We start from the raw sequence: 25,912 nt of genomic DNA, 5'->3' as shown, positions 1-25,912 counted from the left end.
AAGGTATTGATAACATCTAATTTATAAAGATTCTAAATAATAGGCAATTCACTGGTTTAGAACTTAAAGAATTACATTTGTGATAAATAAAATGAAATAATATCGGAATCTCATGAAAACTCCCGTATTTGTTGTATTTCTGACAGGCTTGGCCTTTCAACTTTCAGCACAGGAAGGCACGGTTGCCATACAACAGGATCCCAAAATAGACCAACTGGTAAAGCTGTATACCGAGGTCAATTCCAAAGCGGAATTTTACCAAATCCAGGTTGGTTTTGGCACTTATCAAAGGGCACAAGATTTAAAGGACCAGGTTGATATTGATTTCCCCGGATGGTATTCCAAAATTGAATTTGAATCCCCTACCTACAGGGTAAGATTGGGCAAGTTCAGAACAAAACTGGAAGCGGAACGGAAGTATCTGGAGGTCCGGAAAAAATACCCTGATGCCATGCTTTTAAAACCTGAAGCAGATTCCAAATAATAAAAAATCCCGCTTTTGCGGGATTTTTTATGTTCAATCAATATCTCTTTGATTTCAATTACAGCTTTTTCTTCACTGCTACTTCCTGGAAGGCTTCTACGATATCTCCTTCCCTGATGTCGTTGTAATTTTTGACCTGTAGTCCACAGTCGTATCCTTTGGATACTTCCTTCACATCATCCTTAAATCGTTTTAAGGAGGCCAACTCCCCGGTATAGATGACCACACCATCACGAATAAGTCGTATCTGGGAATTTCTGAAAACCTTACCACTGGTTACCATACAACCTGCAATGGTTCCAATCTTGGAAATCTTGAAGGTTTCCCTGATTTCAGCAGTACCGGTAATTTCCTCTTTTATTTCAGGAGAAAGCATACCTTCCATGGCATCCTTCAGGTCATTGATGGCATCATAGATAATGGAGTACATTCTGATATCAATTTCCTCCTTGTCCGCAATGGTACGGGCATTGCCCATTGGCCTAACATTAAAGCCAATGATGATTGCATCAGACGCACTGGCCAACAACACATCGGATTCCGTAATGGCTCCCACTCCTTTATGAATAATGTTCACCTGGATTTCATCCGTGGACAATTTCTGGAAGGAATCTGTCAAGGCCTCCACAGAACCATCCACATCACCTTTAAGAATAATGTTCAACTCTTGGAAATCACCCAAAGCGATTCTTCGGCCAATTTCATCCAGCGTAATATGTCGTTGTGTGCGAACGGATTGTTCCCGTTGCAATTGGGAACGTTTAGCAGCAATTTGTTTTGCCTCACGTTCGTCTTCAAGCACGTTGAATCGATCACCCGCCTGAGGTGCGCCATCCAATCCCAATATTGAAATTGGTGTGGAAGGACCAGCACTCTGTACATTCTTACCGCGTTCATCCTGCATGGCCTTAACTTTACCACTACAGGTTCCCGCCAATACATAATCTCCAATTTTCAGGGTACCACTTTGCACCAATATTGTGGAGACATAACCTCGCCCTTTGTCCAAAAAGGCTTCCACTACGGTACCTGCGGCCAATCTATCAGGGTTTGCCTGCAATTCAAGTAATTCTGCCTCAAGCAACACTTTTTCAAGCAATTCCTTTACGCCTTGACCGGTTTTGGCCGAAATATCATGGGATTGGATCTTACCACCCCAATCTTCCACCAAAAGGTTCATTTGGGCAAGACCTTCTTTGATCTTATCTGGATTGGCTGTTTGTTTATCCACTTTGTTAATGGCAAAAACAATGGGAACTCCTGCCGCCTGGGCATGACTGATGGCTTCCTTGGTCTGTGGCATAATATCATCATCCGCTGCAATAACAACAATGGCTATATCGGTAACTTGTGCACCACGGGCCCGCATTGCGGTAAAAGCCTCGTGACCTGGAGTATCTAGGAAGGTGATTTTTTGTCCATCCTCCAAACTAACGCCATAGGCTCCGATGTGCTGGGTAATCCCACCGCTTTCACCTGCAATCACATTTTCCTTCCGGATATAATCCAGCAAAGAGGTCTTACCGTGGTCAACGTGTCCCATAACCGTAACGATGGGCGCCCTTGGTTTCAAATCTTCTGGGACATCCTCTTCTTCGTGTATGGTTTCTTCTATTTCTGCGGTAATGAATTCCACTTCATAGCCAAACTCATCGGCAACTATGGAAAGGGTCTCGGCATCCAAACGTTGGTTCATGGTAACCATGATCCCCAAGGACATGCACGCCGATATAATTTGTGTGGTGGACACATTCATCAAGGTAGCCAATTCGTTCACGGTCACAAACTCGGTGACCTTGAGGATTTTGCTTTCCAGCTCCTGTTGTTCCAGATCCTTTTCGGTCTGTTGGCGGTGCTGGTCCCTTTTTTCCCTTCGGTATTTGGCCCCTTTGCCCTTACTGGATTTTCCTTGGAGTTTTTCCAAGGTTTCCCGTACCTGTTTTTGTACTTCTTCCTCAGTAGGCTCTACCTTGGGTGCCGAAGTTCGCTGCCCTCTTCTTCCCTGGCCGCTCGCCCCTCTGCTGGGACGTCCGTTTCCAGATTGGGGACCATTTTTAACGATACGCCTTCTGCGCTTTTTCCGATCAGAACTGCTATCGGAAGATGACGCACTGGGCTTTTGTTGTTCTTCCTTCTTTTTCTTCGGCTTATTGAATTGGGAAAGGTCAATTTTATCACCGGTAATCTTGGGTCCGCTCAGCTTTTTATACTGGGTCTTTATGGTACCGGATTCTTCAGAACCCTCCTCCTTTTCAGGTTGTTCTTCGGCTTTTGGCTGTTTGACCTCCTCTACTTTTTCGGGTTTGGGCTCGGCTTTTGGGGTTTTAGGCTCTTCGGCCTTAGGTTCCTCCGCCTTTTGTTCAGGTTGTTCAGGTTCCTCAGCTTTTGGAGTTTCCGGCTTTTTGTCCAGATCGATCTTACCTACCGTTTTTGGTCCCGAAAGCTCTGCTTTGGCTTTGATTACTTGTTGTTCGGCATTCTTTTTTTCCCTGGCCAGTCTACGCTCCTCCTGCTCCTGTTCCATTTGGATTCTGATAGCCTCCTTTTCCTTCCGCTTTTCCTCGCTGACTTCTTTGGAAGCTACCTTTTTGCTTTTATCCGTTTGAAACTCATCCAACAGGACTTGATACACTTCATCTGTGATCTTTGTGGTAGGGCGGGCCTCTACCTCATGTCCTACGGATGTGAGATAATCCACTGCCCGATCTAGTGAAATGTTCAATTCCCTGAGAACTTTATTAAGTCGTATTGTTGGGTTTCCTGCCATAAATTGTCTTACTTGCCCTAAATTTCGCTGCTAATATATAGTTTAATCTTCAAACTCTTCCTTGAGGATGCGAACGACTTCTTGGACAGTTTCCTCTTCCAAATCGGTTCGCTTCACCAAGTCACTTACATCTTGTTCCAAAACGCTACGTGCGGTATCCAATCCTATTTTCTTGAATTCCTCGATCACCCAGCTTTCTATTTCATCCGAAAACTCGGTCAATTCCACATCTTCCTCAACGCCTTCACGGAACACATCTATCTCATAACCAGTTAATTGGCCGGCCAATCGAATATTGTGCCCACCTCTGCCTATAGCCTTGGAAACTTCCTCTGGCTTTAGGTAAACCTGGGCTGTTTTTTTCTCGTCGTTCAACTTAACGGACGATACCCTTGCCGGGCTCAATGCCCGTGTCACCATCAATTGCGGATTGTTGGTCCAGTTGATGACATCAATATTTTCATTGCCCAATTCACGGACAATTCCATGGATACGTGACCCTTTCATTCCCACACAGGCCCCTACGGGATCAATTCTATCATCGTAGGAGTCCACTGCCACTTTTGCTTTTTCACCAGGAATACGGACGGCCTTCTTGATGGTAATCAAACCATCAAACACCTCTGGAATTTCCTGAAAGAACAATTGTTCCAAGAAAACAGGTGAAGTCCTGGACATAATGATCGTGGGCTTGTTTCCTTTCAGCTCCACACTCTCAATGATCCCCCTAACATTGTCACCCTTACGGAAAAAGTCAGATGGAATCTGTTTTTCCTTGGGCAGGATGATCTCATTCCCCTCATCGTCCAACAAAATAATGGCTTTGTGGCGAATGTGGTGCACCTCAGCAGTATAAATTTCACCTTCCAAGTCCTTAAATTGCTTGTAGATGGTGGTATTGTCATGCTCATGGATTTTGGATATCAGGTTTTGGCGCAATGCCAAAATGGCCCTTCTGCCCAAATCAATCAATTTCACCTCTTCGGAAACATCCTCACCCACCTCAAAGTCGGGCTCAATTTTCCTGGCCTCTGACAATGAGATTTCTTCATTGGGTTCCTCAACCTGTCCATCTTCCACAACAACCCGGTTTCTCCAAATCTCCAAATCCCCTTTATCTGGGTTGATGATGATATCAAAGTTATCATCGGAACCAAATTTTTTCTTGAGTGCATTTCGGAACACATCTTCCAAAATGGCCATAAGGGTCACCCTGTCAATAAACTTATCGTCCTTAAACTCCGAAAAGGATTCGATGAGCGCTAGGTTTTCCATTTTTCAACTACAATTAAAATTTTAATATAACTTTTGCTTCTTGTATGTCAGAAAATGCAATTTCCTGCTTCTTCTGTACGGTAACTTTTCCTTTACCCACTGGTTTGGGCTCACGTGCCTTCCACTCCAAGGTAATACTATTTTCCGAGGCCTGGATCAAGGTCCCTTCCAATTTCTCGGCCTCTGTCCTAACCTTTAATTTTCTTCCAATGTTCTTGTTGTACTGACGGGGCAACAGCAATGGCGAGGTGGCTCCGGCCGAGGTTACTTCCAATGAAAAATCCTCGTCCTCACGGTCCAAATTGTGCTCAATGGCCCTACTGATGTCCATACAGTCCTGCAGGTTGACACCTGTATCCCCATCCAAAACCACTTTGATGCTGTTATCGCCACCCACTGTAAAATCAATCAGAAACAAGGATGGATGCACTTCCAATGCCTTGTCCAACAACGACTTTACTTTCTCCTTAAACATAAGAAATATCCTTTACTATGTTTTTAAAAGATTCCGCTTTTCAGCAGAATTAGTTCAACATTTGATTTTTTGCCAAAAAGGCCCAAAAAATAAAGTTTCACTAATAAAAGAGGGGACCTAAGTCCCCTCATGAATACTTTTTATATCCGTTCAGTGGCGCAAATATACGATAATTAATACTGTTTGTGCAACCTAACCCCCAACAAAACACATTTTGCATCAGTATTTTAACAAAAACCCACATGGTTCAATTCCTGATAGAGGCCACAGACAGACCGTTCACGGGAAATTTGCCTAGATTGCCCCTGTAGGAAACACTAGGAATCAGGGGGTAAACATCCCTAATTACCCATTTCACAACAATTATTTTCTACTGGGCCCATCAAAACTAGTTTTGTAAAGTAAATCAACATGAATTATGGGCACAACCTCGTCCTTCAAGGTGGAAATAAAGCAATCTTTGAATGGTCTCATGGTACTTTTGGGATTTTTCCTGATGGGAACTTCACTCACTTTTTCCCAAACCACGATTTGGAGCGAAAACTTCAACAGCTATTCAAATGGAACAGAGAACGGAACAGCATCCGGACCTTCTGCCACTAGTTGGACCACAACCTTAACGGGTGATGTTTGGGTACAGGGCAACCGTATTGAAGCCAACAATTTGGGCACCGAAGGGGTTTGGCAGACCAATGCCATAAACATCTACGGATATACCAGTGTACGTTTTAGCTTGGATGTCGCCACCATGTCCAACACCAGCCAATTTGAACAAGGCCAAGATTATTTAATAGGCGAATATCGTATTGATGGGGCCGGACCTTGGACAGAGTTTGAAAACGCTTCAGGAGATTCCAGCCCATCTGATCCTTTAGATCCATCTTATACGGTAAACCTACCTTCTGCAGGGTCAACCCTTGAAATCAGAATACGTTTTTACAACACTGCGGGCAACGAATATTATTACATAGACAATATTTTGGTTGAAGGCACCCTTCCCTTTTGTTCGGGAGAGGTGGACTTTGAGTTTTATGACAGTGTCCCTGGCGGCAACTCTGTGGACAATATCCCAACAACTGGCGCATTGGGAACTGGAACATACACCAGTTTTGATGTGGATGCCCTTCAAAACCAAGAAGACCCCGGTGATACGGACAGCTTCAGTATTCGATATGATGGGTATATCCAGATCAATACCGCTGGATCATATACCTTTTACACCTCTTCGGATGATGGATCTAAACTCTACATTGATGGAAACCAAATTGTCAGCAATGACGGGCTTCATGGTACACAAGAAAGATCTGGAACAACAACCTTGACCACGGGCCTACATGATATTCGGGTCCTTTTCTTTGAAAATGGAGGAGGCGAAAATTTACGGGTGCAATACCAAGGGCCTTCCATCTCCAAACAGGACATTCCCTTTTCCGTACTCTATTCCAATTGCAGTGCTCCCGTAGCCGACTTGGATGGCGATGGCATTGAAGACAGTGTGGATGTTGATGATGACAACGATGGCATCCTGGATACCGATGAATGTGGAGGATTGGGAGGCAACTATGTGCTGACGGCAACAAACCTTAGGCATTTTAGTAATGACAGCAACGCAGAAGGAAGTCCCGGCACTACCTTTGCGGCCAATCCCATAACTTATCCCGGTAATAGCTCAAGATTATTGCTCGAATTTCCAGAAGCAATTCCGGTTGGAACTGATGTCAGTGTTTTTCTCGGAGCTGACCCGGCGGTAACTGACACAGACATTCAAATACAACGTACCAACTCATCAGGAACCTCCAGTAGCTGGTTGGCATCTGCCAATAACACCACTCCTGGTTCCATACGGGAAGTAACCTTCACGGTTTCAGGAAGTAGTTTGCAATACATCCGCATCGAAGCATGGCAGACTGGGGCAAGAGTATACGGTGCCACCTACGGTGGCTCTGTGGATTGTACAACCGTGGACACCGACAGTGATGGCGTTCCCAATTACCAAGATTTGGACAGTGATGGCGATGGCATACCCGACAATGTGGAAGCCCAAACCTCACTGGGATATACGGCACCGTCCGGTAACGATTCAGACAATGACGGTCTGGACGATGCTTACGAAACCAGTGGCATTGCGTATGTGGATACCGATGGTGATGGCACTCCCGACTTTATGGACACCGACAGTGACGATGATGGCACAAGCGACACCAGTGAAGCGGCATTGACCCTTTCTGGAACCGATAGTGATGGAGATGGCCTGGACAATAGTATAGACACTACCACGGGTTATGACGATCCGGGAGGTACTATTGACAATCCGTTGAATGCCAATGGAGGGTCACTCATACTGCCAGATTCTGACAGTGATGTGGCCTCTGGGGGCGACCTTGATTTTAGGGACGACGTGGTCAATGCCGATCAACCGCCTTCAATTACCGCGAGCGGAGATCAGATATTCTGTCCCGGCAATGCCATTGCCATTGCGGAAAGTGTATCCATCACAGACCCAGACGACACCACTTTGGATGCCGTTTACATCCAAATTACATCAAACTACGATAACCCAGGGGACCTTTTGACCTTAACAGGAACCCATCCCAACATCACATCGAGCTGGGACGTTTCCGAAGGAAGATTGACCTTGACAGGCCCAACAACCTTGGCCGAATTTGAAACGGCAATTGCCGCAGTTGAATTCCAAACCACAGCAACAGTGACTTCTGGGGACACCCGATCATTTTCAATTGTTTTGAACGAGGCCAACTACCTCGCCTCCACAGGTCATTATTATGAATATGTGCCCTCATTGGGCATTACTTGGACCAACGCACGTGATGCTGCCGCATTGCGAACTTTTTATGGACTGCAAGGCTATTTGGCCACCATTTCCGTACAAGATGAGTCCGACCTTTTGGGATCTCAGGCCCCCGGAGCAGGTTGGATCGGTGCCAGTGATGCCGCCTTGGAAGGCGATTGGTACTGGGTAACCGGGCCCGAGGCCGGGACATTGTTCTGGCGGGGAACTGCTGCAGGCACGGCCTTTGGTTACGAATTTTGGAACGGCGGTGAGCCCAACCAAAGTGGCGATGAAGATTACGCACACATTACCGCACCGGGGGTAGGTTTGCCGGGGTCATGGAACGACCTTTCAAACACCGGTGCAGCCAGTGGAGATTATCAACCTAAAGGATATTTGGTGGAATACGGAGGTATGCCGGGAGACCCATCCTATCCAGACCTAGCGGCCACCACAACCCTTACGGTTGACCCAACAGCACCTACGGCCAGTGCTCCCGCACCCGTGACCGTGTATTGTACTGCGGATATTCCAGCTGCTGATGTTTCCGTTATCACCGATGAAGCGGACAATTGCGACCCAAGTCCTTCGGTTACTTTTATCAGTGATGTAAGTGATGGGGGCAGCAATCCTGAAATCATTACCCGCACCTATAGGGTCACCGACGCCGCGGGCAATACCTTGGATGTGGAGCAGACCATCACCGTAAGCCCATTTACCATATCAACACAGCCCAGCAATCAAAACATTGTAGTGGGCAACAACGGAATTTTTTCAGTGACCACAAATGGCGCGGACACCTATCAATGGGAAGTGAGTACCAATGGCGGCAGTTCTTTTGCGCCCTTGGTCGACGGAGCCGATTATTCCGGCACCCAAACCGCCAACCTTACGGTGACCAGTCCGGACATGGATAAAAATGGCTATATCTATCGCGTACAGGTTTCCAATTCAGGGTCCACCTGTGGTGATTTAACCTCCAATGAAGCCACCTTGAACCTCACCATTGGAACCGTGATCACCAACCGAAGAATTACCTACAGGGTAAATAAAAATTGACTTTAACAAACAACCCAACCAATACCTAAAGGAAGCCCTGCAGATTTGCAGGGCTTTTTTTGGCCCACCTCTTATTTAATGTGGTTGCTGTTTTCACTTTGAATTTATGGTACATTTGAGGGGAAGTGTATTTACATAAAAAACAGCCCATTATGTTGGTTGCAAGCCATTTTGGGTGTATATGGATGTGTTTTGTAGCCATCCAACTAAATTAGTAATAAGCAAAAACCAAGTCAAACCAATAGATAAAGTCATTATGTCACAAATCTCCACAATCATTCATATTGAAAAAAAATACATCTTTCTTCTGCCATTTTCATTAATCATGCTTTTAAGTGCTTGTAATACTAAAAAACAGAATGTAAAGAACAATGATTTATCAACAGAAGAAAATCTTTATTTGGGGCAAGAACCACCTGGATTAATGCCTGAGCCTTTCGCTCCTGGAATGGTAACATCAGAAGATTGGGAGGTTAGTGGTGTCTTTACACCTGACCTGAAAGAATTTTATTTTATTCGATTGGATGCAAACAGGGAAAAACAGGAAATGGTGGCTTTTAAAAACAAGGATGGCCAATGGCATGAAACAGTGATAGCTCCCCGCAGAGGACAGCCTTTTTTCTCTTCAGATGGTAAGACCATGTATTTGAGCAGCCAATACAGGAAACGTACAGAAACTGGTGACTGGTCAGAAATGGAAGCCCTTTCTTCTCCCTTTGATGAGTTACCAACTATGCGTCTTTCCGTGTCGGACAATGGGACGTATTTTTTTGATGAGTTTAAACCGGATTTTACAGGTGATATTTGGTATTCGCGATTGATCGATGGAAAACACGAAGAACCAAAACGCCTTACCCATACCATCAATAACGGTAAAAGCTTCCACCCGTTTATCGCTCCAGATGAGTCCTACCTTATATTTGATAGTGAAAGAGAGGGTGGATATGGGGATTCCGACATTTATATCAGCTTTCGTGAGCAGGACGGTTCATGGGGCAATCCCATTAATTTAGGGGACAAAATAAATACGCAAGCTTGGGAAGCTTGTGCCAGTGTGACACCAGATGGAAAATACCTTTTTTTCAATAGAACCGTGGGCCCCGTCAAGTATGAAAATGATGATTATGAAAATGTAGATATCTTTTGGGTGGACGCTCAAGTGATTGAAAACCTAAAGCACAAATGAAATGTCCAACCCAAACCTTGACTTTTGCGCATAAAAAACCCCGTAAATTACGGGGTTAAAGGGTTTCCTGTTGGCCTACAAGGACTCGAACCTTGAACGACTGAACCAAAATCAGCTGTGTTACCAATTACACCATAGGCCAGTACCACATTTGAGCGTGCAAATTTATAACAAACTTTGGTTTCGACAAATATTTTGACAAGATTACACGCTATTTTTACATCCTTTGCTGTTAAAGCTTTTTCAAAAAGGGTCAACCTTCTCTCTGATATTTACTAAATTCGCCCCAACTTGGTTAACAACCATCTCTATGTTTGCAAAAGACTTCAAAAAATGGGACACCATCCTTGGGTGGGTTTCCTTCGCCATAGCATTTATTGTATACGCTATAACCGTTGAACCCACCGGAAGTTTTTGGGATGCCGGGGAATACATTTCAACCTCTGCAAAACTGCAAGTAGGGCACCCTCCGGGAGCTCCCCTATTACAGATGATCGGTGCCTTTTTTGCCATGTTCGCTTTTGGGGACCCCTCAAAAATTGCACTCATGGTCAATGCCGTATCCGTGGTTTCCAGTGCCTTTGCCGTTCTCTTCACGTTTTGGACCATCACCAATTTGGTTCAAAAAATGATTGCCAAGGACAAAACCATTACCAATAGCAAGGCCATTGCCATCTTGGGCAGCGGTCTGGTCGGTGCGTTGGCCTTTACCTTTTCAGACAGTTTTTGGTTCAACGCCGTGGAAACCGAAGTGTATGCCATGGCCAGTCTCATCATGGCACTTTTGCTTTGGTTGGGCCTTAAATGGACAGACAATCTGGACGACCCAAGGGGACATCGCTGGCTTTTGCTCATCTGCTTTTTGGTGGGACTAACCTTTGGAATCCAGTTTATGGGCTTTTTGGCCATTCCATCCATTGGACTGTTGTACTACTTCAAAAAGTATAAAAACACCACCGTAAAGAATTTTCTTTTGGCCAACATTGTTGTAATTGCATTTTTAATATTGGTCTATAAGTTCTCACTCACCTATGTTTTGGAACTTTTTGGTTGGAGCGAGGTGTTTTTCATCAATGAAATTGGACTGCCCTTCAATTCAGGGACCATCATTATGGGGCTGCTTTTTATTGCCGCCTTTTATTTTGGGCTTCGCTACACCCGAAAAAACAACTACTACTCGGCCAATACCATTGTGCTTTGTATGATGTTTGTTTTCCTTGGTTTCTCTTCCTGGTTGATGCTGCCCATCCGCGCCAATGCCAAAACCGTGGTCAATGAAAACAACCCAGCAGATGCCCGGGCTCTTTTGGCCTATTACAACAGGGAACAATATCCCGGGGTGGAAAGTCCGGTCTATGGCGCCTATTATTCAGATACGTTTGCCCCTGCCGGGGAGGATAAGGATGACAGCCCCAAATATGAAAAAGATCTGAAGCTTGGGAAATATGTCATCGTAAACCACTATAAAGATGCCATTCAAGGTCCCAATAAAAAGCATGTGGGCGTTCTTCCCCGAATGTGGAGCGACCAACATGCCGAAAACTATATGCGCTATTTTGGCCCCTTGGACTTCCGTATAAAATCAGAATATATTTCCAACAATGAGCTGAGGGATGCCGTTAACCAATTTAAGACCGCCTACTCCCAAGGTGAGTTGAATACCGACCAATATATTCGGTTTTTGCGTGAATTTGGGGAGTATATTGAGGTGGAACCTCCAACAGTTTGGCAAAACATAAAATACCTCTTTGAATTCCAATTTGGGTATATGTACATGCGGTACTTTATGTGGAATTTTGTAGGCAGACAGAACGATGTCCAAGGAAGATATGACGAAAACGGACATTGGCTGAGCGGCATTGGTTTTATGGACAGCCTTAGATTGGGCAGCCAGAAAAACCTTCCCAGCGATTGGGAAAACAACAAAGGAAGAAATACCTATTTCTTCCTGCCCCTGCTCTTGGGGATCATTGGTATTGTTTTCCAGATTTCCAAGAACCCCAAACACTTTTGGGTGCTGTTCGTCTTTTTCATGTTCACCGGGCTCGCCATTCAATTTTATACCAACCCCTATATCTTTCAGCCCCGGGAACGGGATTATTCGCTGGTGGGGTCCTTTTACATTTTCTGCATTTGGATCGGTATTGGGGTATATGGATTGTTCGATGAGTTCAAAAAACTCATTGCGCCCAAGATAGCTGCCCCGGTCATCGCCACCCTATGTTTGTTGGCCGTACCACTATTGATGGGCTTCCAGAACTGGGATGATCATGACCGATCAGATCGGTATACGGCTCCAGCAACCGCAAAGGCCTATTTGGATTCCTGTCAAGAAGATGCAGGTGCCATTTTGTTCACCATTGGCGACAACGACACCTTCCCTTTATGGTACGTTCAGGAAATTGAGCAGTACCGAACCGATGTCCGAATAGTCAATACCAGTCTCTTTGCAACGGATTGGTACATTGACCAAATGAAACGAAAGGCTTACGAAAGTGACCCGATTCCCTCACAACTCACCCACGACAAATACCGATACGGTACCCGGGATGCCATTTATTACCGAGGCATTACGGACAGTCGGTGGAGCATCCAAGATTTTATGAACTGGGTGGGAAGCGATAAACCCCAGACCAAGTTTGGACATCTTTTGGAAAGCCAAGGGGCCGATATAAGTCAATACCCCCAAAGCACCTTGGACATTATTTATTACCCCACCAACAAGATCCGTATTCCAGTCAATAAAAAGAATGTGCTGGAAAGTGGATTGGTCAAGGAAAAGGATTCCGCTTTGATCGTGGATTATATCGATATTGACCTTCCGCAGAGCGTATTGCCCAAAAACAGGATATTGATGTTGGATCTTATTGCCAACAACGACTGGAAACGTCCTATCTATTTTTCAGGAGGAAGTTTTGACAGTGCCGAATATATTTGGATGAAAGACTACCTTCAATTGGACGGTCTGGCCTATAAATTGGTCCCCATTAAGACAGAAAATCAGAATTCCTTTGAAATGGGCCGTATTGATAGTGATTTGATGTACGAGATTGTCAAGGATTGGGATTGGGGCAATTCCGGAAGTGAGGACATCTATCACGATCCCCAAACCCGTTCACAAGGATTGTCGTTCCGAAGTAATTTGGCCCGCCTGATGGAGCAGCTGATCAACGAAAACAAAATTGACAAGGCCAAGGATGTCATCAATATTGCCATGACCAACATGCCCGTGGATTACTATGGATTTTACGCCTTTGTGGAACCCTTTGTTGATGGCTATTACAAAGTGGGCGAGACGGAAAAGGCCCGTGCTCTATTTGAAAAACTTAAAAAAGTGTACCAAGAGCATTTGGAATATTATGCCAATGCCCCTTTGGATGAGCAATATGAAAAAATAGACGATATTTTATCCGATATGCAGGCCTATCGCAGGAATATTGATATTCTTATTGAAAATCAAGACCAAGACTTGGCGGAGTCAGAAACGATTATTTTCAATGAGTATATTGATAAGTTCTCACAATTTGTGGGAGAAGAGGAAGAAGAGGCATTGGAAGAACCCATTCTTGAACCCAACCCTGATCTGGAAGATTCCATTCCTTTGGATACCATGGAAGCGGTTCAGGACGGAGCCCAGATAGAACCATAAAAAAAGCGAGGTGGGAACCCTCGCTTTAAATATATTCGTTCAAGATGCCGATCAGTGTATTGGCGTCCTGTTCGCCGCTCTGTCGCCAGACCATTTCGCCTTTTTTATAAATCATTAATGTGGGCAATCCCTTGATCCGAAGTGCTTGGGAAAGCTCTTTGTTCTTGTCCACATCAATCTTTATTACTTTTCCCTTATCGCCAAGAGCTGCTGCTACGTCGCGCAAAACAGGGTGCATGGAGGTGGATTGTTCGTTCCACTCTGCATAAAAATCCAACAATACCGGGACTTTTAAATCTATGAGTTCACCAAACTTAGACATGTATTCTCTGGTTTACAGCCAAAAGTAAGAAAAAATGTGAATGTTTTTATAGCAAGACAGTGCTTTACCTATACTGGAAGCAAAAATTTAAGTCTAGCATTTTTTTCTCAGGATTAAAAATCATCTTGGAAAACGGCTTCGTTACTTTCGTTGGTAAGTTGAACAAAGTCAATCGAGCCTGTTCCTTCAAACACATACGCCAGTCCCATAATATCTCCCAAATCTTCCAGGTAGTGTTCGGTATAAGCCTCTTGTCCGTTCAAAAAGATAGTGGCTTTTTTATCCCTCACCTGTATTTCCAAATCGTTCCAATCGTAAAGGTCGGTTCCCAATTTTGAAAGATTGTTGTCCTTTCCAGATTTGTAGATCTCACCTAACTTGTAGCTGGCACCCGTTTCACAACCAGTTCTGGCAAGTGCAACCGAGAATATATGCTCTGTGGTAATTATAATCACATTCACCCACGGACAATTGGATTCCATTACCCGGTCGAGTTTTATTTTTGTTTTGAAGCCAAAGTTATTGGAAGAAACCCCATAATCATCACTATGTGAAATACGTGACATAAAATAACGAGACGTATCCAGTTTTCGCTTTTTCAGCAGTTCCATGGGCAGATGCAATCTTCCCTCTGCTATAAATGTCTCGCCTTTAAAATCAATAAACCTATCGTCAGCCTCACTGTAATAGACATGGGGCTCCCAACCATCGCTGATAATATGCACGGCTTGGGTGGCAACAACATCAGTGTTGGCAATCAATCTGGCACGGTGGTAACCGCTTTCGTAATAGGTGGAAGCGTAAACCTTTTTTTTAGGGTCAATTTTTTCCTTACGCCACCCATTCCATGATTGTTGGATAAAAAAACTATCGGCCTCAACATGGCTAAGGTCATATTCGAATATAAAAGTATTTGGGACGCCTTTAGCAACCGTTTTGTCCGCACTAAAGCTCACGGGGCCATCAATTTTTACGGTAGAAGCTCCACTTTTTCCAAAGGAAAATACAGCAACCACCATAATGATCACCGCAACTGATGCGGCCAAATAAAGTGGCAATCGGTTTTTTTGCGGACCCTTTTCCTCTTCAATCTTCGCTTTTTGATGTTGAATTTTAAAATCTTGCCAGTTTTTATATCCAAGCACCTCAACAAGGGCATTCAAGGTTGCGACTTGTGGCTGGGTTTTATAATTGCCTTTCCATACTCGTTTCAATGTGGACAGACTAATGTAATACCCCGTGTTTTCCTCAATATATAAAGAAAGTTGCTCCAAATCCTTTTGGGTATAGCCATGCCCATTGCCAAAGGAAAACTTCTCTTCCAGCAATTTTTTGCAGAACTCGATATGGTCGTTTTTAATCCCTGCCATTTAATGGTTCAAGATATTAATATTAGCCCAAAATCGTTCGCTTTTTAGCAGATGACCGAATTTTGAACTCGATTTGGATGGCTTTTGCTTGCCCATCAAGCTTGGTTTAGAGGTAGTTTTGGTTTCAATCAAAAAGCAATTACAATGAAATCATTAAAAGCCGTTACTTCGCAAATCATCCTATTCACCTTTTCGTTTGCCGTATTTGGACAAGCTTATCAGGATCTTGACAAACCGAATAGTTGGGAAATCCATAATAGAAAAGTCTCATTCGATAATGGGGTTATTCATTTGGATAATAATCCTGGGGATGGCATTTTATGGTTAAAAGGCTCCGACTTCCAAAATGGAACGATTGAACTCGACATCAAGGGGAAAAATCAGCCCGGAGCAAGCTTTGTGGGAGTGGCGTTTAACGGAAAGAACCATTCGATTTACGATGCCATATACTTTAGACCGTTCAATTTCAGCAATCCCGACAAAAAGGAGCACATGGTTCAATACATTGCCATGCCCCATTTAAATTGGAAAAGATTACGAGATGGTCATCCCGGAAAGTACGAAACTTCCATTGCCCCCGCTCCAAACCCTAATAATTGGTTCCATGTGAAGTTGAAAATCAATTATCCGAGGGTAGAAGTATATGTAAACCATTCAGAAACCCCAACATTTACCGTAAATGAACAAATCAATGTAAGTGGGCACGGAAAAATAGGACTTTGGGTAGGTGAAAACAGCGAAGGATGGTTCAAGAACATTTCCATCAAAGAAAACAATATGGATCCTTTTACCCATATATTAGTGGATGTAGGCCATGACCAAGTGTTCTGGAACGACCCAAAATCCATGAACATTGAAAATGAGAAAATTGGAAGGGTTTATATGATGACCGAAGAATTATATAAGACCTCGAAAGAAATCAATGCTGTAGTAGACTATGCAAAGGAGGAAATAAATTCCGACATTTTAACAGACAAGGATATTCTATTCATTCATATTCCCAAAAAAGGTTATACAGAAAATGAGGTCAAGGCCATACACGAATTTATTGATAAAGGCGGAAGTCTTTTTATAGTTATGGACAGCGACTATTGGTCATCATTAGGCGAGACCAATGTAAATGAGATAATTGCGCCCTACGGCATTCAGTACGGAGATGCGATACCCGACAAATTACCTGGAGGGCACACCATAAAAGGAGAAATACACGACAACCCTTTAAAAATATCCTACCACGAAGCCAGAAAGGTTTTGGGCGGCAAACCTTTTTGCTATGGCGATGAATTGGGGAAAGGTTATCCTTTCGGAACCTATACAACGACCAAGAAAGGTGGAAAAATAGTGGTAATGGGCGAAGCTATGGTCTCCCTTTATATGAGCAGTTGGGAAGGCGTGGACGATTACCAATGCCAAGAATTTATGCAAGATGTGTTCAACTGGCTTAAATAGTGCCCAATAATACTTTTTTGACCATTGTACACCCACATTCCAAAAGCAGTTAATTTACAATTTTTATGATTTTAAGTCACTGAAATTCAGTATATTTAATAAAGAGTTTAAAAAATTGGATATGGGAATCAAAAATTATATAGAACCAAAAGTAAAACAAATACCAAAAGAAATACCGCTTAAAGTGAGTGATTATATGACTCGGGACTTAATCACCTTCAGGCCAGACCAATCTATAGAGGAGGTCATCGAAGCTTTGATACGGCATAAAATTTCAGGAGGCCCGGTCGTTAACGAAAACAACGAATTGATAGGAATTATTTCAGAAGGGGACTGTATAAAGCACATTAGTGACAGTAGGTATTACAATTTGCCTATGGAGCACAGCAAGGTAGAACTTCGAATGATTAAAAATGTAGAGACCATAGATGGCAATATGAACATCTTTGATGCGGCAAAAATGTTCCTCGAAGTCAGAAGACGCCGTTTCCCTATTTTGGAAGACGGAAAACTTGTTGGTCAAATATCCCAAAAAGACATCCTAAAAGCTACGATGGGAATAAAGGGCCAAAACTGGAAAAAATTGTAAACCGTCAAACACTTCCTGTAAACCCGAAAATCGGATTTACGCCGCCATCCCCTTTTTCTTCAAGGTAATCACCGAAATCTCGGGCCAGATTCCAAATCGGCCTGGGTAGCCGATAAATCCGAACCCGCGGTTTACATTGATGAACTGATCTAACTCCTTATAAATGCCCGCCCAATATTTGTAGCGCCACTTAACAGGGCTCCATTTAACCCAGCCAGGAATCTCAACCCCAAACTGCATGCCGTGGGTATGCCCGCTCAAGGTCAGGTGAAAATGGTAATCATCATGCAGCACCACATCTTCCCAATGCGAGGGGTCATGGCTCAACAATATTTTAAAATCGTCCTTATGGATCCCTTCCTTGGCCTTTTCAAGATCGCCCGCTTTTTTAAAGCCTCCCCGACCCCAGTTTTCCACACCGAGCAAGGCAATTTTCTGACCATCTTTTTCCAAATAGCGGTTGGAATTTAGCATAAGATCAAAGCCCATCTCCTGTTGCAGGGTTTTAAGGTCTTCCAAATTTTGGTGCTTGGCCTCCTCCGTTTCCCAAGTGGCATAATCGCCATAATCATGGTTCCCCAAAATGCTGAACACCCCATCCTTGGCCTCCAAACGGGAAAAAACCTCTTTCCATGGTTTAAGTTCCTCTGAACGATTGTTGACGATGTCCCCAGTAAAGAAAATCACATCACTTTGTTGTTCGTTGACCAGATTAACCCCGTATTCAACCTTTTTATAATCATCAAAACTACCGCTGTGCACATCGGAAATCTGCGTGATCCGATAATTGTGGAAGGCATCGGGCAGGTCATCAAACTCCAGCTCGTACTTCAATACCTGATAATTGTATTTTCCGCGGTACATGCCATACAACAAAGCCCCAAAAGGCAATGCCGCCAAGCCCAGGGCAATACCACTTACAAAAGTTCTTCGCGAAGGGAAATAGCCTCCATCAGGATTGGAAACCCCTGCCACTTTATTGTAACCAAAGCCTATCAATCGCACAATGTCTTCCAACAAAAGGAAGAACCCCAACACCAAGGCCAACAAAAAGAAAGCGGCAAAAATGCTTCCGGCAATAGCTGCGGTGCCCTTGAACCCGTCTCCGGGGTCATAGGTGATTACTTTAACGGTCAAAAAAACCAGGGCACCCAAAAACAATGCAATGTAGGTCCAGTGCATCAATGGACTTTTGAACAACGTGCGGAATGCTTGAAAACCATAAACGGCCAGCACAACATACAGGATTGCCAAAACAATAAATCGGGACATACAATTTTTTTACAAAATTAGTGCTAATATGCTATTATGCAGGACTTTTTAGTATTATTTAACGGCTTCCACAACAGATTTCAAGATAGCTACGTCTGAAATTGCAACTTGATCTTCCACCAAATGTTTTGCTGAATTCATGCTGATTTTCCCTTCCAATTTCATCGAATTCCCAAAGGAAGTACCCGAACAATGGATGGCAACTAGTCCGCCATCCTTAAACTTTGCTGCATTATTGGGATTGATGCCGCCACCTGCCATGATCGTCATGGAAGTCTGTTTTTGCCATTCCTTCAGTGCTTCAATTCCTTTTTCTGCGGATGGATGCCCTCCCGAGGTTAAAATGGTATCCACACCAATGTTTTCCAATTCATGTATTGCCTTGGTAGGCTCAGCCACCCAATCAAATGCCCGGTGAAACGTAAAATGAAAAGGCTTGGCCAGGCCTACCAATTCTTGGGTGCGTTTCACACCCACCGAAAAATCATGTGTCAAAATTCCAGTGACAATACCATCGACACCCAACTCCCTACAGGTCAATATATCAGCTTTCATCACCTCAAATTCTGCACTGGAATAGGTAAAATGTCCACTTCGTGGACGAACAAGGACATGCACAGGAATATCCAACTCCTTTTTTACCAATTTTATCAGGCCCATTGAAGGGGTTATCCCCCCGACCCCAAGCTCGGAACAAAGTTCAATCCGATCTGCTCCAGCGCTCTGTGCATTTAATGCCGATTCGAGGGAATTGGCACAAACTTCTACAAGCATATTGCTATATTTATCACCCTTAAAAGTAAACATCCCTTTCCATGAAGCGACGCAAATTTCTCAAAAATTCCAGCCTTACCACGGTTGGAATTGTATCGGCCTCAGCCCTAGCCTCCTGCAAGACAGAAAACAAACCACAAGAAACCGTTATGGCATCAACAAAACCCATTAAACCCATTGTGGTCTGTACATGGAATTTTGGCAATGCCACCAGCAAGGCCTGGGATGTGCTGAGGAAAGGGGGAAACGCCTTGGATGCCGTAGAACAAGGGGTGATGGTGGAAGAAGCTGATGAGACCAACGAAACCGTGGGCAAGGGTGGTCGCCCAGACCGCGATGGCAACGTCACTTTGGATGCCTGCATCATGGATAAGGATGGCAATTGCGGTTCCGTGGTATACCTTCAGAACATTGTGCATCCCGTTTCGGTGGCCCGAAAAGTAATGGAAGAGACCCCCCATATCCTTTTGGCGGGCAAGGGCGCTGAAAAATTCGCCTACGAACAAGGCTTTAAAAAAGAGGATCTATTGACCGAAAGTACTCGCAAACAATACCAAGAGTGGCTAAAAACTTCCAAATACGAGACCACCATCAACATAGAAAACCACGATACCATTGGCATGCTGGCCATTGATGAAAACGGGGACATTGCCGGGGCATGTACCACCAGTGGGATGGCCTACAAAGTGGCGGGTCGTGTTGGGGACTCCCCCATTATTGGTGCCGGATTATATGTGGACAATGAAGTGGGCGGTGCTACTGCTACCGGTGTGGGCGAGGAAGTCATCCGTACTGTGGGGAGTTTTTTGATTGTGGAATTGATGCGGCAAGGCAAAAGTCCGCAAGAAGCCTGTGAAGAAGGCGTAAAACGCATCATGAAGAAAAATGAGGGCCGTGAAGATTTCCAAATCGGGTTTTTGGCCATCAACAAAAATGGGGAAACGGGCGGGTATTGTGTCCATCCCGGATTTACGTATCGGGAATATAGCGAAAATGGACACGAGAACCGGGAAGTGAAGAGTTTTTACAATTAGACTCTAGACCGCTACGCTGATAGATGCTAGACCCAAGACCGTTGCACTGATGGACAAAAGAACCAAGACGTCTTTATTCTTGGCTCTTTATTCTAGGTTCTTTTGAACAGCAATTCGTACTTTTAGTCCCCTTCATTGTTTATTGAACATTGTTAACTGACAACCGAATACCATGTCTGAACAAAAACGACTTTTCCTGCTAGACGCCTACGCCTTGATTTTCCGTGGGTATTATGCCTTGATAAAGAATCCACGAATCAATTCCAAAGGAATGGACACCTCCGCCATAATGGGGTTTGTGAATTCCCTTTTTGATGTCATCAAACGGGAACAACCCGACCATTTGGCCGTCGCCTTTGACAAGGGGGGCAGTGTGGAACGCACCGAGCTTTTTGAAGCGTACAAGGCCAACAGGGATGAGACCCCGGATGCCATCCGGATTGCCGTTCCCTATATTCAACAGATTTTAAACGCCATGAAAATCCCCATTGTGGAATTGGAAGGCTACGAGGCCGATGACCTTATCGGGACGATAGCCAAACAAGCGGAAAAAGAGAATTATAAGGTCTTTATGGTGACTCCCGATAAAGATTTTGGGCAATTGGTGAGCGAAAATATTTTTATGTACCGCCCCGCCCGAATGGGCAACGGAATAGAAATTTGGGGGATTCCTGAAGTTCAAAAACGCTTTGGTGTGGAACGCCCAGAGCAGGTTATTGACTACTTGGGCATGATGGGCGATGCCAGCGATAATATTCCCGGCCTACCTGGTGTGGGCGACAAGACCGCCAAAAAATTTCTGGAGCAATTTGGCTCATTGGAAGGTCTCTTGAGCAATACGGATCAGCTCAAGGGGAAAATGAAGGAAAAGGTGGAGGAAAATGCCGAATTGGGGCGACTTTCACGCCAATTGGCCGAGATCAAAACCGATTGCGAGGTCACTTTCCATGCCGAGGATTATGAAATGTGCCCTCCCGATGCCGAAGAAGTACAAAAAATCTTTGAAGAACTCGAATTCCGAAGGTTGAAGGAACAGTTCATCAAAATATTTTCAGGTGAGGCGGAAGCCACCACCCAAGTGACCAGTACCGAAACGGCCAAACAAGAGGCCAAAGTGGCCGGAAGCGGTCAGTTTACCCTTTTTGGGGGCGACCCTACCGAGGCTGCGGCGACGATCAAGGATGTAAGCGGCAGAAAGACCATTGCCGATGTCACTCACTTTTACCAAATGATTCAGAATGGTTTGGGCATGGAACTGTTCTTGGAAAATTTGATGAAGCAAACCTCGGTCTGTTTTGATACCGAGACCACGTCCATCAATCCCCTGGAAGCTGAACTGGTGGGCATTGCCTTTAGCTGGGGTGTTGGAAAGGGCTTTTATGTTCCTTTTCCCGAAGGGAAAAATGATGCCATGCCGCTGATTGAAAAATTGCGGCCCTTCTTTGAATCCGAAGAGATCGAAAAAATCGGGCAGAACTTAAAGTACGATATCAAGGTAATGCTCAACTACGGGGTGGAGGTCAAGGGCAAACTCTTTGATACCATGTTGGCCCATTACCTCATCAACCCCGATATGCGCCACGGCATGGACGTTCTTGCCGAAACCTACCTTAACTATACCCCGGTTTCCATCACGGAACTTATCGGCAAAAAGGGAAAGAACCAATTGAACATGCGGCAGGTGCCTTTGGACAAACAGACCGAATATGCGGTGGAGGATGCCGATGTCACTTATCAATTGGCGCAAAAGTTCAGGCCAGAGTTAAAAGAAGCAAAAACCGATAAACTTTTTGAGGAAATTGAAGTGCCACTGCTCCGTGTTTTGGCCGACATGGAACGGGAGGGCATCAACCTGAATGAGGATTATTTGAAGGAGCTCTCCATCCAACTGGATAAGGATATCAAAGATCTGGAGCAAAAAATTTATACGAATGCCGGGGAGGAATTCAACATAGCTTCGCCCAAACAGTTAGGCGACATCCTCTTTGGAAAGTTGAACTTGGTTGACAAGCCCAAAAAGACCAAAACAGGACAGTATTCCACTTCGGAGGATGTGCTTTCCTATTTGGCCAAGGATCATGAAATCATAAGAAATGTATTGGATTACCGCGGATTGACCAAACTAAAGAGCACCTATGTGGATGCCCTGCCCAACGAGGTGCAAAAACACAGTGGTCGGGTGCACACAGACTATATGCAGACCGTGGCCGCCACAGGTCGATTGAGTAGCAATAATCCCAATCTGCAGAACATCCCCATCCGAACCGAACGGGGCAGACAGGTGCGGAAAGCCTTTATCCCACGGGATGAAAACTACGTTTTGCTGGCGGCGGATTACTCCCAGATAGAACTGCGCATTATTGCGGCATTGAGCGAGGAGGACACCATGATCTCCGCTTTTAAAAATGGGGAGGACATTCACGCTTCCACGGCATCCAAAGTATTTAATGTGCCGATTGACGAAGTGACCCGCGAGCAACGGAGCAATGCCAAAACGGTGAACTTTGGAATCATTTACGGGGTGTCGGCCTTTGGGTTGAGCAACCAAACGGATTTAAGCCGTACTGAAGCCAAGGAACTCATCGATACGTATTACAAAACTTACCCGAAATTGCGCAACTACATCAGCGAGCAGATTGATTTTGCCCGCGAGCACGGCTATGTGCAGACCATTTTGGGGCGTCGCCGCTATTTAAAGGACATCAATGCAGGCAACCAGGTGGTGCGTGGCGCTGCGGAACGCAACGCGGTTAATGCGCCCATTCAGGGAAGTGCCGCGGACATCATCAAAATTGCGATGATCAACATCCATAAAAAGCTTTCCGAAGGAAAATACAAGACCAAAATGCTGTTGCAGGTACATGATGAATTGGTGTTTGATTGCTACAAACCGGAACTGGAGGAAATGAAGGAACTCATTAAATCCGAAATGGAAAACGCCTATAAACTTTCTGTGCCGTTGGATGTGGAAGTGGGTATTGGGGAGAATTGGTTGGAGGCGCATTGATGTTTGATTATTGATAAATAAATCCTCAGATACCACAGACAGCCTCCAAATTGATTCATTTTTGATGTATATTTGCACCAATTAATGGTTGTTATGGCAAGACAGAGCATTTCCCTTACAGAACCCAATGATGAATGGTTAAAATCCCAAGTGGACAGCAAAGAATATTCCAGCAAAAGCGAATTGGTAAACGACCTTATCCGGCAGGCACGGAACCAACAGGCACAATTCGACTGGATACGGGGCAAACTCACCAAGGCCGAAAACAGCGGGTTCACTACGGATAGCAAGGATGAGATTTTAAAGCAATCCAAATCCTCTTTGGGTGGCCCAGTATAGATTAAGCAACGAGGCCAAGGAAGATTTGATTCGCATTCACCACTATGGCGTTGTAAAATTTGGCATGGCACAGGCCGACACCTATTTTCATGCTTTTTTTGAACATTTTGATCGAATTGCCCAAAACCCCTTTTCCTTTGAAACCGTAGATCATATCAAAAAAGGGTATAGGCGTTGTGTCTGTGGTTCGGACAGTATATTTTTTAGATTGAACGATGATATTGTTGAAATCATGGCCATTGTGGGAAGGCAGGATTGGGGCAACATCCTCTAAATACATGAAATTCCTAGTGATCAACCATCTTTAATCCATGGACATTAAACTCGCCAAAACCCTATTTTAGTATCACATGAACTGGATCGTATTGATTATTGCCGGATTGTTTGAAGTTGCGTTTGCCTTCTGTCTGGGAAAAGCAAAAGAGACCACCGGGACCGAAATGTACCTATGGTACGCCGGGTTTCTGGTGACGCTTACCCTGAGCATGGCCCTTTTGATAAAGGCCACCCAAACTTTGCCCATAGGCACGGCCTATGCCGTTTGGACAGGAATAGGTGCGGTTGGGACCGTTCTGGTCGGGATTTTTGCATTCAATGAACCGACCACTTTTTTGCGATTGTTCTTCCTATCGACCTTGGTCATCTCCATTGTGGGGCTTAAAATTGTAACGCATTAAAAGAGACCGCTTAACGGATTATTTTTCAATTTTTTCATTGGTTGGGACAGCACTTTTGCAGACAATTTGCCCCCAAAAAATTCCTTCAAAACCAATCCAACTATTTTATACCTTCAATTAAAAATTCAATAGGTATATAATGATTCATCCCGATACGGAATTACGCTTTATCAGCAGTGAAATGGGTTATGGCGTGGTGGCCACCCAATTCATTCCCGCCGGCACCATTACATGGGTGCTGGACAAGTTGGACCGCGAGTTCACTTCCATGGAAGTACAGCAAATGGACCCAACGTACCAGACAATTTTGGAAACCTATTGTTTCCGGAACAACATGGGCAACTATGTCCTCTGCTGGGACCATAGCCGCTTTGTCAACCACAGTTTCAACTCCAATTGCATGAGCACGGCCTACGATTTTGAAATTGCCATTCGCAATATCTATCCCGGAGAGCAATTGACCGACGATTATGGCTACCTGAACATCTCCGAGCCCTTTATGGCTGTTGACGAGGGCACCTCCAGAAAAATTGTGTATCCAGACGATTTGCTGAAATATCACGGTGTCTGGGACAACAAAGTCAAAAAGGTCTTTGGCAACATCACCAAATTGCAACAACCCCTACGCCCCCTTTTTAAGAAAGAATTATGGGAGAAAATTGAGGGTATTGCAAAGGGCAAAGAGGAACTGGATTCCATCCTCACCAATTTTTATGACCAGAATAGCGCTTGATTAACGTCAAAACAAACCCAAATAACAAAAAAGGCACCTCTTCAGGTGCCTTTTCCATTCCAATTCATAGCTATATTAATTCCCGAAACTGTTCGCCAATCGGGGTCTTGGGCTTCTGTTTCCTTTGAAAAGGTCCAAAAATGGTTTAAAGTGACTGCTCCATTTAAACGGAACAAAGTCGAACCACAATTTCACCTCCGGTGCTTCATTTCCTTCAATTTGAAGCCCATTTTCAATGCTAAAATCCAAACGGCCAAAATGATCAGCCGATTCTTGCACACCGTCCCAATATCGAAACTGGCTTCCTTCTTTTGCCAAATAGAATCGTAGGGCAGTATACTTTCCTTCAGGTAGCGACACCACATTCTTGGAGCGCAAAAACTGTCCAGATGAAATGCCCTTGAGAGTCACTGCACTTTGGCCTGGGAAATTGGTAACAATATGTTCATTGCCCTCAGCATCAATAGCTGAAAACTTGGTGATGCTCAACATCATCTTAGAAACATGTAGCTCTGTTGCGGCTTCATTTTTCAAGATCAATTCCTTGACCGGCTTTCCTTGGTTCTCCATTTGATTTAAAAGATCAAATGAAAAAGGAACGGTCTGCCACATATTCGGATATATTCTTTTTCTTTCCATAACACTGTATATTTAATTATA

20 protein-coding genes and 1 tRNA gene are annotated in these 25,912 nt (G+C 44.4%); 12 read left to right on the top strand and 9 right to left on the bottom strand.

Annotated features, from left to right (window positions below):
• Window positions 1-112 precede the first annotated feature (112 nt).
• The gene (locus A7D14_RS18575; RefSeq protein WP_067037817.1) at window positions 113-484 is read left to right on the top strand and encodes an SPOR domain-containing protein; all 372 of its coding nucleotides are present in this window, start codon (window positions 113-115) and stop codon (window positions 482-484) included.
• A 58-nt stretch (window positions 485-542) separates the two neighbouring features.
• On the opposite strand, the gene infB is transcribed toward A7D14_RS18575, so the two are convergent.
• Genes infB through rimP form a run of 3 tightly spaced genes read right to left on the bottom strand, consistent with a single transcriptional unit; the run spans window position 543 to window position 5,001 of the window.
• Window positions 543-3,251 (bottom strand): translation initiation factor IF-2, encoded by a 2,709-nt coding sequence (infB, locus tag A7D14_RS18570; protein WP_067037815.1) that lies wholly within the window; start codon window positions 3,249-3,251, stop codon window positions 543-545.
• Between the two features lie 42 nt (window positions 3,252-3,293).
• Window positions 3,294-4,526, bottom strand: a complete 1,233-nt coding sequence (gene nusA, locus A7D14_RS18565; RefSeq protein WP_067037813.1) for a transcription termination factor NusA — start codon at window positions 4,524-4,526, stop codon at window positions 3,294-3,296.
• Between the two features lie 13 nt (window positions 4,527-4,539).
• Complete coding sequence (rimP, locus tag A7D14_RS18560; RefSeq protein WP_067037811.1) at window positions 4,540-5,001, bottom strand: ribosome assembly cofactor RimP; 462 nt, start codon at window positions 4,999-5,001, stop codon at window positions 4,540-4,542.
• A gap of 418 nt (window positions 5,002-5,419) precedes the next feature.
• Here rimP and A7D14_RS18555 point away from each other — a divergent pair, with 418 nt between their 5' ends.
• Window positions 5,420-8,851 carry a PA14 domain-containing protein gene (locus A7D14_RS18555; protein WP_067037809.1) on the top strand — a complete coding sequence of 1,144 codons (3,432 nt, stop codon included), beginning with the start codon at window positions 5,420-5,422 and terminating at the stop codon, window positions 8,849-8,851.
• A 175-nt stretch (window positions 8,852-9,026) separates the two neighbouring features.
• Window positions 9,027-10,037 (top strand): TolB family protein, encoded by a 1,011-nt coding sequence (locus A7D14_RS18550; RefSeq protein ID WP_218058562.1) that lies wholly within the window; start codon window positions 9,027-9,029, stop codon window positions 10,035-10,037.
• Between the two features lie 70 nt (window positions 10,038-10,107).
• On the opposite strand, the gene A7D14_RS18545 is transcribed toward A7D14_RS18550, so the two are convergent.
• Window positions 10,108-10,179, bottom strand: a tRNA-Gln gene (locus A7D14_RS18545).
• A gap of 168 nt (window positions 10,180-10,347) precedes the next feature.
• On the opposite strand from A7D14_RS18545, the gene A7D14_RS18540 reads away from it, so the two are divergent.
• On the top strand, window positions 10,348-13,686 hold the full coding sequence (locus tag A7D14_RS18540; protein WP_067037807.1) for a DUF2723 domain-containing protein: 3,339 nt from the start codon (window positions 10,348-10,350) through the stop codon (window positions 13,684-13,686).
• Window positions 13,687-13,711: 25 nt separating this feature from the next.
• Here A7D14_RS18540 and A7D14_RS18535 read toward each other — a convergent pair whose 3' ends face one another.
• Both A7D14_RS18535 and A7D14_RS18530 read right to left on the bottom strand, forming a co-directional pair.
• Complete coding sequence (locus tag A7D14_RS18535) at window positions 13,712-14,008, bottom strand: thioredoxin family protein (protein WP_036382448.1); 297 nt, start codon at window positions 14,006-14,008, stop codon at window positions 13,712-13,714.
• Between the two features lie 113 nt (window positions 14,009-14,121).
• Window positions 14,122-15,378 (bottom strand): hypothetical protein, encoded by a 1,257-nt coding sequence (locus A7D14_RS18530; protein ID WP_067037805.1) that lies wholly within the window; start codon window positions 15,376-15,378, stop codon window positions 14,122-14,124.
• 144 nt (window positions 15,379-15,522) lie between these two features.
• Between A7D14_RS18530 and A7D14_RS18525 the strand changes: the two genes are divergently transcribed.
• Both A7D14_RS18525 and A7D14_RS18520 read left to right on the top strand, forming a co-directional pair.
• On the top strand, window positions 15,523-16,827 hold the full coding sequence (locus tag A7D14_RS18525) for a family 16 glycoside hydrolase (RefSeq protein ID WP_067037803.1): 1,305 nt from the start codon (window positions 15,523-15,525) through the stop codon (window positions 16,825-16,827).
• Window positions 16,828-16,948: 121 nt separating this feature from the next.
• Entirely contained in the window at window positions 16,949-17,416 is a 468-nt protein-coding gene (locus A7D14_RS18520) for a CBS domain-containing protein (RefSeq protein WP_067037802.1), read from the top strand.
• Window positions 17,417-17,452: 36 nt separating this feature from the next.
• Here A7D14_RS18520 and A7D14_RS18515 read toward each other — a convergent pair whose 3' ends face one another.
• Together A7D14_RS18515 and A7D14_RS18510 are read right to left on the bottom strand one after the other, a co-directional pair.
• Entirely contained in the window at window positions 17,453-18,688 is a 1,236-nt protein-coding gene (locus A7D14_RS18515; RefSeq protein WP_067037800.1) for a metallophosphoesterase, read from the bottom strand.
• Between the two features lie 54 nt (window positions 18,689-18,742).
• The gene (locus tag A7D14_RS18510; RefSeq protein WP_067037827.1) at window positions 18,743-19,462 is read right to left on the bottom strand and encodes a copper homeostasis protein CutC; all 720 of its coding nucleotides are present in this window, start codon (window positions 19,460-19,462) and stop codon (window positions 18,743-18,745) included.
• Window positions 19,463-19,503: 41 nt separating this feature from the next.
• On the opposite strand from A7D14_RS18510, the gene A7D14_RS18505 reads away from it, so the two are divergent.
• From A7D14_RS18505 to A7D14_RS18480, 6 genes are all read left to right on the top strand, one after another.
• Window positions 19,504-20,496, top strand: coding sequence for an isoaspartyl peptidase/L-asparaginase family protein (locus A7D14_RS18505; RefSeq protein WP_067037798.1), 993 nt, complete (start codon window positions 19,504-19,506; stop codon window positions 20,494-20,496).
• A gap of 172 nt (window positions 20,497-20,668) precedes the next feature.
• Window positions 20,669-23,503, top strand: coding sequence for a DNA polymerase I (gene polA / locus A7D14_RS18500; RefSeq protein WP_067037796.1), 2,835 nt, complete (start codon window positions 20,669-20,671; stop codon window positions 23,501-23,503).
• A gap of 93 nt (window positions 23,504-23,596) precedes the next feature.
• On the top strand, window positions 23,597-23,842 hold the full coding sequence (locus tag A7D14_RS18495) for a type II toxin-antitoxin system ParD family antitoxin (RefSeq protein WP_067037825.1): 246 nt from the start codon (window positions 23,597-23,599) through the stop codon (window positions 23,840-23,842).
• Complete coding sequence (locus A7D14_RS18490) at window positions 23,829-24,116, top strand: type II toxin-antitoxin system RelE/ParE family toxin (protein WP_067037794.1); 288 nt, start codon at window positions 23,829-23,831, stop codon at window positions 24,114-24,116. Before A7D14_RS18495 ends, A7D14_RS18490 begins: the two co-directional genes overlap by 14 nt.
• 76 nt (window positions 24,117-24,192) lie before the next feature.
• Complete coding sequence (locus A7D14_RS18485) at window positions 24,193-24,519, top strand: DMT family transporter (RefSeq protein WP_067037792.1); 327 nt, start codon at window positions 24,193-24,195, stop codon at window positions 24,517-24,519.
• 139 nt (window positions 24,520-24,658) lie between these two features.
• A complete protein-coding gene (locus tag A7D14_RS18480; RefSeq protein ID WP_067037790.1) occupies window positions 24,659-25,252 on the top strand; it encodes an SET domain-containing protein in 594 nt (197 codons plus the stop codon).
• A 75-nt stretch (window positions 25,253-25,327) separates the two neighbouring features.
• Here the strand turns inward: A7D14_RS18480 and A7D14_RS18475 are convergent, their stop codons facing one another.
• Complete coding sequence (locus tag A7D14_RS18475) at window positions 25,328-25,891, bottom strand: hypothetical protein (RefSeq protein WP_067037788.1); 564 nt, start codon at window positions 25,889-25,891, stop codon at window positions 25,328-25,330.
• Window positions 25,892-25,912 lie beyond the last annotated feature (21 nt).

Source organism: Allomuricauda sp. CP2A (assembly GCF_001683915.1).
Taxonomy (GTDB): Bacteria; Bacteroidota; Bacteroidia; order Flavobacteriales; family Flavobacteriaceae; genus Flagellimonas.
Note: the sequence above shows the minus strand (reverse complement) of the source record. Positions and strands in the feature narration are given on the sequence as shown.